The organism is Thauera chlorobenzoica (assembly GCF_001922305.1).
Lineage (GTDB): Bacteria > Pseudomonadota > Gammaproteobacteria > Burkholderiales > Rhodocyclaceae > Thauera > Thauera chlorobenzoica.
Genome location: NZ_CP018839.1, coordinates 573,225 through 585,645, shown reverse-complemented (window position 1 = coordinate 585,645; position 12,421 = coordinate 573,225). Strand labels below are relative to the sequence as shown.

At 67.5% G+C, this 12,421-nt stretch carries 9 protein-coding genes and 1 tRNA gene; 8 read left to right on the top strand and 2 right to left on the bottom strand.

Features of this window, described 5'->3' with window-relative positions:
- Window positions 1-41 precede the first annotated feature (41 nt).
- The 6 genes from Tchl_RS02855 to Tchl_RS02830 all read left to right on the top strand — a co-directional run bounded on the left by Tchl_RS02855 (window position 42) and on the right by Tchl_RS02830 (window position 6,051).
- A tRNA-Gln gene (locus tag Tchl_RS02855) sits at window positions 42-118 on the top strand.
- An 88-nt stretch (window positions 119-206) separates the two neighbouring features.
- The gene (locus Tchl_RS02850) at window positions 207-1,157 is read left to right on the top strand and encodes a ribose-phosphate pyrophosphokinase (protein ID WP_075147057.1); all 951 of its coding nucleotides are present in this window, start codon (window positions 207-209) and stop codon (window positions 1,155-1,157) included.
- A 93-nt stretch (window positions 1,158-1,250) separates the two neighbouring features.
- Window positions 1,251-1,850 (top strand): 50S ribosomal protein L25/general stress protein Ctc, encoded by a 600-nt coding sequence (locus tag Tchl_RS02845; RefSeq protein ID WP_075147056.1) that lies wholly within the window; start codon window positions 1,251-1,253, stop codon window positions 1,848-1,850.
- A gap of 44 nt (window positions 1,851-1,894) precedes the next feature.
- Window positions 1,895-2,563, top strand: coding sequence for an aminoacyl-tRNA hydrolase (gene pth, locus Tchl_RS02840; RefSeq protein ID WP_075147055.1), 669 nt, complete (start codon window positions 1,895-1,897; stop codon window positions 2,561-2,563).
- Window positions 2,560-3,651: a redox-regulated ATPase YchF gene (ychF, locus tag Tchl_RS02835; RefSeq protein WP_075147054.1), complete on the top strand. Its 1,092-nt coding sequence runs from the start codon at window positions 2,560-2,562 to the stop codon at window positions 3,649-3,651. Before pth ends, ychF begins: the two co-directional genes overlap by 4 nt.
- Window positions 3,652-4,008: 357 nt before the next feature.
- Window positions 4,009-6,051 (top strand): diguanylate cyclase, encoded by a 2,043-nt coding sequence (locus Tchl_RS02830; RefSeq protein ID WP_075147053.1) that lies wholly within the window; start codon window positions 4,009-4,011, stop codon window positions 6,049-6,051.
- 17 nt (window positions 6,052-6,068) lie between these two features.
- On the opposite strand, the gene Tchl_RS02825 is transcribed toward Tchl_RS02830, so the two are convergent.
- Both Tchl_RS02825 and Tchl_RS02820 read right to left on the bottom strand, forming a co-directional pair.
- Window positions 6,069-6,608: a response regulator transcription factor gene (locus Tchl_RS02825; RefSeq protein WP_083945134.1), complete on the bottom strand. Its 540-nt coding sequence runs from the start codon at window positions 6,606-6,608 to the stop codon at window positions 6,069-6,071.
- A complete protein-coding gene (locus Tchl_RS02820) occupies window positions 6,605-7,897 on the bottom strand; it encodes an ATP-binding protein (RefSeq protein WP_075147052.1) in 1,293 nt (430 codons plus the stop codon). The genes Tchl_RS02825 and Tchl_RS02820 overlap by 4 nt, the downstream gene beginning before the upstream one ends.
- Window positions 7,898-8,133: 236 nt before the next feature.
- Between Tchl_RS02820 and nosZ the strand changes: the two genes are divergently transcribed.
- Together nosZ and Tchl_RS02810 are read left to right on the top strand one after the other, a co-directional pair.
- Window positions 8,134-10,074 (top strand): TAT-dependent nitrous-oxide reductase, encoded by a 1,941-nt coding sequence (nosZ, locus tag Tchl_RS02815; RefSeq protein ID WP_075147051.1) that lies wholly within the window; start codon window positions 8,134-8,136, stop codon window positions 10,072-10,074.
- A 160-nt stretch (window positions 10,075-10,234) separates the two neighbouring features.
- Entirely contained in the window at window positions 10,235-12,418 is a 2,184-nt protein-coding gene (locus tag Tchl_RS02810; protein WP_075147050.1) for a NosR/NirI family protein, read from the top strand.
- Window positions 12,419-12,421 lie beyond the last annotated feature (3 nt).

Sequence of the window (12,421 nt, the reverse complement as noted above, 5' to 3'; positions counted from 1 at the left end):
CCGCTTCGTCGAACGATCCGTTTCACGGCGAAACAGTTTATTGGGGAGTCGCCAAGTCGGTTAAGGCACCGGATTTTGATTCCGGCATTCGAGGGTTCGAATCCTTCCTCCCCAGCCACACAACGACGGGCAGGCCACGAGCCTGCCCGAGTCGTTTTCACGCAGCGTTTTTGCGCGTTGTTTCTTACGGTATCGGAGTAGCAGAAATGCCCCACGGCAGCCTGATGGTCTTCACCGGTAACGCCAACCCCAAGCTTGGCGCCGACGTGACGCGACGTCTGGGGATCTCCCTCGGTTCGGCCACCGTCGGCCGTTTTTCGGACGGCGAGGTCAACGTCGAACTGCTCGAGAACGTGCGTGGCAAGGACGTCTTCGTCCTCCAGCCGACCTGCTCGCCGACCAACGACAACCTGATGGAGCTGCTGGTGCTGGTCGATGCGTTGAAGCGCGCCTCCGCCGGCCGCATCACCGCCGCCCTGCCCTACTTCGGCTACGCCCGCCAGGACCGCCGCCCGCGCTCGGCGCGGGTACCGATCACGGCCAAGGTCGTCGCCAACATGCTCCAAGCCGTCGGCGTCCAGCGCCTCTTGACGATGGACCTGCACGCCGACCAGATCCAGGGCTTCTTCGACATTCCGGTCGACAACGTCTATGCCGCCCCGGTCCTGCTCACCGATCTCGACAAGCAGAAGTACGACGACCTGCTGGTGGTGTCGCCCGACGTCGGCGGCGTGGTCCGCGCCCGCGCCTTCGCCAAGCGCATGGAGTGCGACCTGGCGATCATCGACAAGCGCCGGCCGAAGGCCAACGTCTCCGAAGTGATGAACATCATCGGCGAAGTCGAAGGCCGCACCTGCGTGATCATGGACGACATCGTCGACACCGCCGGCACGCTGTGCAAGGCCGCCAGCGCGCTGAAGGCCAACGGCGCCAAGCGCGTGCTGTCCTACTGCACCCACGCCGTGCTGTCGGGCGCTGCGGTGGCGCGCATCGGCGACTCCGACCTCGACGAGCTGGTCGTCACCGACACCATCCCGCTGCGCGAGGACGCCCGCGCCTGTCCGCGCATCCGCCAGGTTTCGGTGGCCTCGCTGCTGGCCGACACGATCCTGCGGATCAGCAACGAAGAGTCGGTCTCGTCGCTGTTCATGGAATGATTTTCCCCTCCGCGCCGGCCTCGGGGCGAGGCGCGGATTTTGCCGTTTCCGCCTGGTCGCGGGCGGAAACCTTCACCACTCAGGAGCAACACCATGCAAATCGAATTCAAGGCGAGCAAGCGTGACGCACAGGGTACGGGTGCGAGCCGCCGCCTGCGTCGCGCCGGCCAGCTGCCCGGCATCATCTACGGCGGCACCGGCGAAGCCCAGCCGATCGTGATGGACCACAACGAGCTCTACCACCTGCTGCGCAAGGAAGCCTTCCACGCCTCGGTGCTGAGCATCGACGTCGATGGCAGCAAGGAAATCGCCGTGCTGCGCGACACCCAGTGGCACCCGTTCAAGCAGCAGGTGCTGCATATCGACTTCCAGCGCGTGGCGGCCGACCAGAAGATGCACCTCAAGGTGCCGCTGCACTTCAGCGGCGACGACGTCAGCCCGGCGGTCAAGCTCGGCGGCTGCATGATCTCGCACGTGATCAACGAAATCGACGTCCAGTGCCTGCCGAAGGATCTGCCCGAGTTCGTCGGCGTCGACCTCTCCGCCCTCGAGGTTGGCCAGTCGGTGCACGTGTCGCAGCTCGTGCTGCCGGCCGGTGTCGAGCTGGTCCAGCACGGCGAAGGCGACCCGGTCGTGGCCACCGCGGTCCAGGTCAAGGGCGCCGCGGCCGAAGGCGAAGGCGAAGCGGCGTAAGCCCCTTCCCCTGCCTAGCCCCGCATGCCGGAGACCGATCACCGATGACCGCTGCGCCTTCGCGCCCCCTGCGTCTCGTCGTCGGTCTCGGCAACCCGGGGGCCGAATACTCCGAAACCCGGCACAACGCCGGGTTTCGGCTTTGTGAGCGGCTCGCCGACCAGCTCGGCGTGCGCTTCGCGCACGAATCCCGCTTCCACGGCCTGGTCGCCAACGCGCGCGCCGCCGGAGTGTGGCTGCTGCTGCCGCAGACCTTCATGAACCGCTCCGGCCAGGCGATCGGCGCGCTGGCGCGCTTCTACCGCATCGAACCGTCCGAGATTCTCGTCGTGCACGACGAGCTCGATCTTCCCCCCGGCCAGCTGCGGCTGAAGTTCGGCGGCGGACTGGGCGGTCACAACGGCCTGAAGGACACCTCCGCCCACCTCGGCACCCACGACTACTGGCGCCTGCGCATCGGCATCGGCCACCCCGGCGAGCGCAGCGAAGTGGTGAACTTCGTGCTCAAGCCGGCACGGCGCGAAGAGCAGGCGCTGATCGACGAGGCGATCGACAAGGCGCTCGTCGCCTGGCCCCAGCTCGCACGCGGCGAGCTCAACACCGCCGCAACCCGGCTCAACGCCCGTCCCGCCCCGCCCAAACCTCCGAAACCGCCCAAGGCGCCCAGGCCTCCGGCCGCGCCCGAACCCCCCAAGGACGAACCCAAGCCATGAGCCTGAAATGCGGAATCGTCGGCCTGCCCAACGTCGGCAAGTCGACCCTGTTCAATGCGCTGACCAAGGCCGGCATCCAGGCCGAGAACTACCCCTTCTGCACGATCGAACCCAACGTCGGCATCGTCGAGGTGCCGGATCAGCGTCTCGCCGCGCTGTCCGAGATCGTCAGGCCGCAGAAGGTGCAGCCGGCGATCGTCGAGTTCGTCGACATCGCCGGCCTCGTCGCCGGCGCCTCCAAGGGCGAAGGCCTGGGCAACCAGTTCCTCGCCAACATCCGCGAGACCGACGCCATCGTCCACGTCGTGCGCTGCTTCGCCGACGACAACGTGATCCACGTCTCGGGCAGCGTCGACCCGATCCGCGACATCGAAGTCATCGACACCGAACTGGCGCTCGCCGACATGGCGACCGTCGAGAAGGCCGTCAACCGCTACAAGCGCCCCGCCGCCGCCGGCGACAAGGACGCCAAGATCCTCGTCGCGGTGCTGGAGAAATGCCTCGCGCAGCTCGACGAGGCCAAGCCGGTGCGCGCGCTCGAGCTGTCGAAAGAGGAATGGGCGAGCCTCAAGCCCTTCTGCCTGATCACCGCCAAGCCCGTGCTCTACGCCGCCAACGTCGCCGAGGACGGCTTCGAGAACAACCCCCATCTGGATGCCGTGCGCGCCCACGCCCAGGCCGAAGGGGCCGAAGTCGTCGCCCTGTGCGCCGCGATCGAAGCCGAGATCGCCGACCTCGACGACGCCGACAAGAAGGATTTCCTCGAGTCCATGGGGCTGGAAGAGCCCGGCCTCGACCGCCTGATCCGCGCCGGCTACACGCTCCTCGGCCTGCAGACCTACTTCACCGCCGGGGTGAAGGAAGTGCGCGCGTGGACGATCCACGTCGGCGACACCGCGCCGCAGGCCGCCGGCGTGATCCACACCGACTTCGAGCGCGGCTTCATCCGCGCCCAGACCATCGCCTACGAGGATTTCATCGCCTGCAAGGGCGAAGCAGGTGCCAAGGAAGCCGGCAAGATGCGCGCCGAAGGCAAGGACTACGTGGTCAAGGACGGCGACGTGCTGAACTTCCTGTTCAACGTCTGAGCCCCCAGAGGTTCTCCTCCGAAGCCCCGCGGATCCTGCCGATCGCGGGGTTTTCATTTTCTGGCGCCCTTCTCGGCCCCCCGCCCCGCGGATGCCCGCCGTATCCGGGCACGTCCTGCCGAAGGATTCGACGCCGCGCGGCAGAGGCGGGGAGAGGGCCTGTACGCCCCCAAACAGGCTCCTGGCCGAAGGCGCGCAGGCGGCGCAAGGCGGACAGCGATGGATGCGGGGCGAAGCGAGCAGCGCGCACATCGGGCCATGCCCCGGCAGGATCACCCGTTTCGCCAAGTTATTCACAGGATCGCGCGGGCGACCTGGATACACTGTCGTCCTGCACTCAGGATCGCGCCCGCCTCCATGCCGTTCTATCAGAACATGAAATTCCGCCTGATGGGCCTCGGCCTCCTGCTGATCGCCATCGGCGTCTCGGCCCGCCACTTCGTCTTTCTGCCGGCAGTGCAGGAGCGCGTGCAGGAAGTCGTGGCTGGCGCGCACGTGTCGATCGCGGGCTACGTCGCCCACGACATCGACCACAGCATCCGGATGCGCCGCGACCTGATCCGCGAACTGGCGGACACCTTGCCGCCTTCGCTGCTGGCACAGCCGGCAGGCCTGGCGCAGTGGCTCGGGACACGGGAGCGCCTGAATCCGCTGTTCGACCACGGCATCCTGGTGTTGCACCCCGATGGCCGCCTGCTGGCACACTCGCCGCTGGCCGACGGCGCGGACCCAGGCGCCCGGGTCGATGCCGACTGGTTCGACGCGGCGCTCGCGTCGGAGCAGGCGGTGATCGGCAAGCCCCGGCGCGATGGCGCCGGCGTCCCCGCCCTGACCGGGGCGGCGGCGGTGCGTGACGCGGACAAGCGCGTGCTGGCCGTCCTCGCGGGCGTGGTCAGCCTCGATGCCCGGGGGTTTCTCGACGACTTGCAGCAAACCCGGCTGGGAGCCAGCGGCGGCTTCCTGCTGGTATCGCCGATCGACGAGCTGTTCGTCACCGCCAGCGACCCGGCGCTGGCGCTGCAGCCGACGCCGCCCCCCGGCGCCGACCCGCTGCTCGATCGCGCCATGGCGGGTTATCGGGGTACGGGCATCACCTCCCGCGGCAACGGTGCCGATGCGCTTTTTTCGATTGCGGCGGTGCCCAGCACAGGATGGTTGGTCGTCGCCAGCGCGCCGACCGCGGAAGTGTTCGAGCCGGTCGCGGAACTGCGCCGCCTGCTCTGGCGCAACACCTTCGCGACCGTCGCCGGGATGATCATCCTGTTGTCGATATTGCTGCCGCGGATGCTCCGGCCGCTGACCGACACCGCCCGTTCGATCCGCGAGATGGCCGAAGGCCGACGCGCACTGGCAGCGCTACCCGTCCGCCGTCATGACGAGGTGGGCGCGCTGGTGCTCGGCTTCAACAAGCTGGTGGCGAGGCTGGGCGAGAAGGAGAAGGCACTCCTCCAGACGATGGAAAAGCTCGATCGGCTCGCCGGCACCGATGCCCTGACCGGGGCCTGGAACCGGCGCCAGTTTTACGAGGCCGTGGAGCCCGAGCTCGAGCGTTTCAGGCGCTACCGCCGTCCGCTTGCGCTGGTGATGCTCGACGTGGACCGGTTCAAGACAATCAACGACCGCCACGGCCACGCCACCGGAGACCGGGTCCTGCAGCAGATCGCACACTGCATCCGCGGCACCCTGCGCAGGCCGGATTCGCTGACCCGCTGGGGCGGAGAGGAGTTCCTCGTGCTCTTGCCCGACACCGGGCTCGCGAGCGCGGCGGCGCTGGCCGAACGCATGCGGGACTCGATCGCGACACATCACATCGACAGCGTCGGCGGCGTCACCGCGAGCTTCGGTGTCGCCGAGCTGGGCGAGTCCGAAGCGCGCGATGAGTGGGTCGCGCGCGCCGATGCCGCGCTATACCGCGCCAAGCAGGGCGGAAGAAACCGGGTCGAAGCCGACCACATGGTAGAGCCTGCGGCGGACGGACAGGCGGGCCTGGTGCAGCTGCGCTGGCACGCCTCCTTCGAGAGCGGCAACGGAGCCTTGGATTCCGAACACCGGGACCTCTTCGACGACGTCAACCGGCTGCTGGCGCCCCTGTTTTCCGGAGCGTGCAGCGCGGAGATTCAGCCCGCGATCGATGCCCTGCTCGAGAAGCTGAAGCGTCATTTCGATGACGAAGAGCAGCTCCTGCAGGCCGCGGGCTATCCCGAACTGGGTGCGCATGCGGCACTGCACCACACCCTCACCCAGCGCGCGGAAGCGCTGGTCGAAGGCTTCCGCGGCCACCGGGTGGGGGCGAGGGCGCTGTTCACGTTCCTCGCGCACGACGTGGTCGCGGAACACATCGTGCGCGAAGACCGCAAATATTTCCCCCACCTGGCGGCGATCACCGACACGCGCGCGTAGCCGCCGGGCGCCGGCGCTCAGGAAGCCGGCGGTCGCGCCAGCTTGCGCTGCAGGGTGCGGCGGTGCATCTGCAGCGCGCGCGCGGTGGCCGAGATGTTGCCGTCGTGCGCGGCGAGGACGCGCTGGATGTGCTCCCATTCGAGGCGATCGACCGACATCGGCAGCTCGGGAACGGTGCTCTCGGCGACCCCGTCCCCGGCCTCCAGCGCCTTGATGATGGCATCGACCGCGGCGGGCTTGGCGAGGTACTGGAGCGCGCCCAGCTTCACCGCCTCGACCGCGGTGGCGATGCTGGCATAGCCGGTCAGCACCAGGATGCGCGCTCCGGGGCTGGCTTCGAGCAGCGGCCGGATCAGCTTCAGCCCGGACGCTCCGCCGATGTTCAGATCGAGCACGATGAACTGTGGAGCATGGTCATGGGCGAGTTCCAGCGCACCCTCGCTGTCGGTGGCACCGTAGGTGTCGAAACCGCGCTGGGCGAGTGCGCGGCCCAGCACGCGGTTGAAGGCGGGGTCGTCATCGACAACGAGCAGGCGGGGGATGCGATCGCGGTTCACGCGCAGGGTCTCCGGGCCGGAATACGCAGGCAGGCGATGGTGCCACCTCCGGGCCGCGCGCGGAACTCCAGCCGCCCGCCGTGGGACTCGAGGGCCGCCTGCGCCAGGATCAAGCCCACGCCCATTCCCCCGGCGCCAGCGTCGGGGGGGATGGCACCTCCCGCCACCTGCGCCGGCTCGAGACCGGGGCCGCGGTCGGCGACCTCGACCACCACGTCCGCACCATCGGCACGCACCCACAACTCGACCGCCGCGTCCCGCGCGGCCGCTCTGGCATTGGCGTTGGCTGCATTATCGACCAGATTGTGCAGCGCCTCGCCGAGCGACGCATCAGCCACAATCGCACTCCGGGCGCAGTCCTCATCGACTTCGACCGTCACCGCGGTGCCGGGACGCAGCCGCTGCCAGCGGCCGACGATCTGCTCCACCCAGGCCGGCACGCCGGCCACCCCCCCTTCCTGCGCGCGCGGCTGCCCCGCCTCGCGCGCCAGGCTGTTGAGGATGTCCCGGCAATGGCCGACCTGCGCGCGCATCAGCGCGAGGTCTTCGCGCACCTCGGCGGCCAGCTCGGAACGGCGCAGGAGCTCGTCGGACAGGATCCACAGCGTGCCCAGCGGCGTGCCCAGGCGATGGGCCGCACCCGCCGCCAGCGTGCCCAGGCCGACGAGGTAGGCGTCGCGGGCGCGCGCCGCGTTGGCCGCGGCCAATTGGTCCTCGCGACGGGCAAGCTCCACGTTCAGGTGCACGATGAACCACACCACGGTGACCGCGGAAAAGCCGAAGCTGATCCACATCCCGGCGAGGTGCCAGTACATGGCCAGTTCGGCGTCGGCAAGCAGCACCGGTCGGTGAAACGTCCACAACAGCGAGTACACCCCGACGGCGAGCCCCGCCAGCAGCCAGGCCTGCGCCGCCGGCAGGATGGAAGCGCCGATCGCCACCACCGGCAGCAGCAGCGCGATCGCCGGGTTGGTCACCCCTCCGGCGAAGTAGAGGAAGCCCCCCCACGCCGCCAGATCGATCGCCAGTTGCAGGAAGGCACCCCAGCGCCCCACCAGCCAGCGTGCCGCACCGGCCTGCAAGGCCAGGTTCACCGCGAGCAGGGACAGGGTGACCCCGGCCAGCGGCGCGCGCGCCTGCGCCGGCGCCAGCCACGGAAAGACGATGAAGGCGATCGCCGCCATCGCCAGCAGGGACGCCCAGCGCAGTTGCAGCAGGCGGCTGCGGTCGGTGCGCACGGCACTGGAGGGCGGCTCCGGGATCGAACAGCGCGGCGGGAAAAGTTTCATCCGGGGTATGGACACACAGTAAAAAACCCTGTCGTTGCAGAGACCTGGGTCTGGTGTTTGCGTTATATCAAGGTTTACCGAATCCCATCTTTCTAGAATCCACGCTGCGACAAAACGCCACAGGACAATGTGCCACAGGTACACTGCGCGGACCGTTCGGCACGGGGAGCGCAGAAATCGCAATTGTCCCCTGGGCGAGACACCGATTACACGTAGAACACGGGAGCAATCAAATCATGGACGAAACAAGAATGAACACGGCCGAGGCGATGCCCGATCCGAGCCGGCGCAAGTTTCTGAACACCGCGGCGCTGGCCGGCCTCGCCGGTGCCGGCCTGTCGGTCGGCCTGTCGGCCTGCAACAACGAGTCGGGCTCGAAGCCGGCCGCTCCCGCCGCCCCCGCCGCTGCTCCCGCCGCCGCGCACCGGGAACCCCACCTGAAGCCGGGCGAGCTCGACACCTACTACGGCCTGTGGTCGGGCGGCCATACCGGCGACTTCCGCGTCCTCGGCCTGCCTTCCGGACGCGAACTGCATCGCGTGCCGTGCTTCAACGCCGACCCCCTGATCGGCTGGGGCATCACCAACGAGTCCAAGGCGGTCATGGGCACCCAGGCCGACGGCAGCCTGAAATACACCGTCGCCGACACCCACCACACCCACGCCTCGTACAAGGACGGCAACTACGACGGCCGCTACGCCTGGATCAACGACAAGATCAACAGCCGCATCGCCCGCATCCGTCTCGATTACTTCATCTGCGACAAGATCACCGAACTGCCCAACGTGCAGGGCTTCCACGGCATCTTCCCGGACAAGCGCGACCCGGTCGACCCGGCGATCAACTACACCACGCGCGTGTTCTGCGGCGCCGAATTCCATACCCCCCTGCCCAACGACGGCCGCGACCTCGACAGCCTGGACAAATACCGCACGCTGTTCTCCTGCGTCGACGCCGAATCCATGGAAGTGCGCTGGCAGGTGCTGATCGACGGCAACTGCGACCTCGTCGCCACCTCGTTCGACGGCAAGCTCGCCGCCACCAACCAGTACAACACCGAAGGCGGCGCGCGCTACGAAGACATGATGTCGGCCGAGCGCGACGCCTGCCTGTTCTTCAACATCGCCCGCATCGAGCAGGCGGTCAAGGACGGCAAGTTCAAGACCTACGGCAGCTCCAAGGTGCCGGTCGTCGACGGCACCAAGGCCGCCAACGCCGACCCGGCGACCGCGCTCACCGCCTACGTCACCGTACCGAAGAACCCGCACGGGGTGAATGCCTCGCCCGACGGCAAGTACTTCATCTGCGCCGGCAAGCTCTCGCCCACCGGCACCGTCATCGAACTGGCGAAAGTGCTCGAGTGGTTCGACGGCAAGCTCGACGAGCTCGACAAGGCGATCGTCGCCGAAGTCGAAATCGGCCTCGGCCCCCTGCACACCGCCTTCGACGGCCGCGGCAACGCCTACACCACGCTGTTCCTCGACAGCCAGATCGTCAAGTGGAACGTGGAAGCAGCGATCAAATTCCACGCCGGCGACAAGAACGCCCAGTACGTCGTCGACCGCCTCGACGTCCATTACCAGCCCGGCCACATCAACGCCTCGCAGTCGGAAACCATGTTCGCCGACGGCCAGTGGCTGGCGGTAGGTTGCAAGTTCTCCAAGGACCGCTTCCTGCCGGTCGGCCCGCTGCATGCCGAGACCGAGCAGCTGGTCGACATCTCGGGCGAGAAGATGGTGCTGGTGGCCGACCACCCGGTCCGCCCCGAACCGCACGACTTCATCATCTTCAAGCGCGAGCTGCTGCAGCCCAAGCAGGTCTACGACCTCAACGAGTTCCCGCTCGCAATCAAGGACCCGAAGGAAGCCGGCGTGTTCCGCGACGGCAACAAGGTCACGGTCAAGATCACCTCGATGGCGCCGGCGTTCGAGCCGCGCGAGTTCAGGCTCAAGGTCGGCGACGAAGTCACCCTGATCATGACCAACCTCGACAAGATCGAGGATCTGACCCACGGTTTCGCCATTCCGAAGTACAACATCAACTTCATCTGCAACCCGCAGGAAACCAAGTCGGTCACCTTCAAGGTCGACAAGCCGGGCGTATTCTGGTGCTACTGCACCCACTTCTGCCACGCCCTCCACCTCGAAATGCGCTCGCGCATGATCGTCGAAGCCTAAGCCGGCCCGCTTCCCAGTCCGCCGAGCACACAAGGGGCGCAAGCCCCTTGTGTGCTTTGTACTTATGGCCTTACCGCGACAGGGGTGAATTGATCGCGAACAATTACAATGGCTCCCCCTGTTTCTTAGACTCCATCATACTTTCCTTATGGAGCGCATCATGAAGCTGTTCACCGCCTTGCGAGGCGCCGCCTGCGCGGCCGCCCTCGCCCTCGTCGCGGTGGCGACCCCCTCCGTTCACGCCCAAAGCGCCTACGAGGCCCATCTGCCGCCGGAGCTGAGCACGACTCCCGCGCTGTGCGACTACGTCCCCTGCGGCGAAGTCCTGCCCGGCGCCACCCACTTCTCCGAGCGCAAGGGCCAGCCGCGCTACGTCGAGGGCTATGCGGAAGAAAACGGCACGCGCAAGCTGCTCGGCTATGTGATGCTGTCGACCGACATCACCGACACCCCGGCCTACTCGGGCAAGCCGGTGGTCACGCTGATCGGCATGAACACCGAAGGCCGCTTCGTCGGCGTCAAGATCCTCAAGCACTCCGAGCCGATCCTGCTGCTCGGCATTCCCGAGTCGTCCCTGATCAAGTTCAACGAGCAGTACCTGGGCAAGTTCGTCGGCGACAACATCGAGATCGGCCGCTCCCGCCCCGAAGAGGACATCATCGGCCTGGACGCCATTTCCGGCGCCACCGTCACCGTCATCGCCCAGAACCAGGTGATGATGACCTCGGGCGCGGCGGTCGCCCGCCAGGTCGGCATCCTCGAGCCGACCATCCGCCCGCAGGCGCGCTTCGCCGATGCCGGCCGCCAGCTCGACTGGGCCACGCTGGTCAAGGAAGGCGCCGTCCAGCGCCTGACGGTGAGGCCCGAACAGGTCGGCCTCGAGCGCAGCGCCACGCCGTTCATCGAGTTGTGGTTCGGCTACCTGAACCACCCCGAGATCGGCCGGGCGATCCTCGGCGAAGCCGGCTGGCGTTCGCTGATGTCGCGCCTGGCCGAAGGCGAGCATGCCCTGTTCGTGATCCGCAGCGGCGGCCGGGAGTCGTTCAAGGGCTCGGGCTTCGTGCGCGGCGGCATCTACGACCGCGTGCAGATCCGCCAGGGCCAGGACGCGTTCACCTTCCGCGACCTCGACTACCTCAACCTCTACGGCGTCAGCGCCGCCGGCGCCCCCGCCTTCAGCGAGTCGGGCATCTTCATCGTGCGCTCCCCGGCCTTCTCCGGCGCCTTCCCGTGGAAGTTCATCTTCCTCGGCAACCGCGTCGACCGCGAGACCGGCGCGCGCACCTTCGTGAACTTCGACACCGAGTACTGGCTCGCCGACCGCTACCTCGAAGGCGGCCGCCCCGAGGTGAACAAACCCGACGCCCCCTGGGTGCGGGTGTGGAAGACGCGCGCGGTGGAAATCGCCGTGTTCGCCGCGCTGCTGGTGGCGGTCGCCGCCGTCTATGCGAAGCGCGACACGCTCACCCGGCGCTCGACGCGCAAGAACAGGTGGCCGGTCAACGCCTTCAAGTACGGCGCCTGGATCATCAGCATCGGCTTCGTCGGTTTCGGCCTGCTCGCCCAGCCCTCCATCACCCAGGTGCTGACCTGGTTCCACTCGCTGCTGTTCCAGTGGCAGTGGGAGCTGTTCCTGACCGACCCGTTCATCTTCCTGTTCTGGATCTTCATCATCGTCACCGTGTTCGTCTGGGGCCGCGGGCTGTTCTGCGGCTGGCTGTGCCCGTTCGGCTCGCTGTCGGAGATGATCTACAAGGTCTCGCGTGCGATCGGCCTGCAGCGCTTCCAGTTCGCACTGCCGATGAAATGGCACAACCGCCTGAAATGGGTCAAGTACGGCGTGTTCTTCGGCCTGCTCGCGGTGTCGATGTTCTCGATCGGGCTGGCGGAGAAGCTCGCCGAAGTCGAGCCCTTCAAGACCACCTTCCTCGTCGGCCTGTTCAACCGCAGCTGGCCCTACACCCTGTTCGCCGCCGGCCTGCTTGGCCTGTCGATCTTCATCGAGCGCCCGTTCTGCAAGTACCTGTGCCCGCTCGGCGCCGCCCTGGCGATGCCTTCGACCTTCCGCTGGTTCGGTCTGCGCCGCAAGCAGGAATGCGACAGCTGCAAGGCTTGCGCGAAGGGCTGCGGCTCGCTCGCGATCGACGACAAGGGCCGCATCGACCACCGCGAATGCATGCTGTGCCTGGACTGCATGGTGCTGTACACCGACAACCATGTCTGCCCACCGCTGGCCGACGAGCGCAAGCGCCGCACCAAGTCCGGCCAGACCCTGACGCCGATCGGGGCCGACGGCTACTACATCCCGATCACGCCCGTGCCCACGCGGGCGCCGAACGCCTGATCC

Bases quoted from the DNA above. Each gene is read 5' to 3' on its own strand.
- ychF (WP_075147054.1), top strand. From the start codon at position 2,560: ATGAGCCTGAAATGCGGAATCGTCGGCCTGCCCAACGTCGGCAAGTCG.
- Tchl_RS02810 (WP_075147050.1), top strand. From the start codon at position 10,235: ATGAAGCTGTTCACCGCCTTGCGAGGCGCCGCCTGCGCGGCCGCCCTC.
- Tchl_RS02820 (WP_075147052.1), bottom strand. From the start codon at position 7,897: ATGAAACTTTTCCCGCCGCGCTGTTCGATCCCGGAGCCGCCCTCCAGT.
- pth (WP_075147055.1), top strand. From the start codon at position 1,895: ATGACCGCTGCGCCTTCGCGCCCCCTGCGTCTCGTCGTCGGTCTCGGC.
- nosZ (WP_075147051.1), top strand. From the start codon at position 8,134: ATGGACGAAACAAGAATGAACACGGCCGAGGCGATGCCCGATCCGAGC.
- Tchl_RS02830 (WP_075147053.1), top strand. From the start codon at position 4,009: ATGCCGTTCTATCAGAACATGAAATTCCGCCTGATGGGCCTCGGCCTC.
- Tchl_RS02850 (WP_075147057.1), top strand. From the start codon at position 207: ATGCCCCACGGCAGCCTGATGGTCTTCACCGGTAACGCCAACCCCAAG.
- Tchl_RS02845 (WP_075147056.1), top strand. From the start codon at position 1,251: ATGCAAATCGAATTCAAGGCGAGCAAGCGTGACGCACAGGGTACGGGT.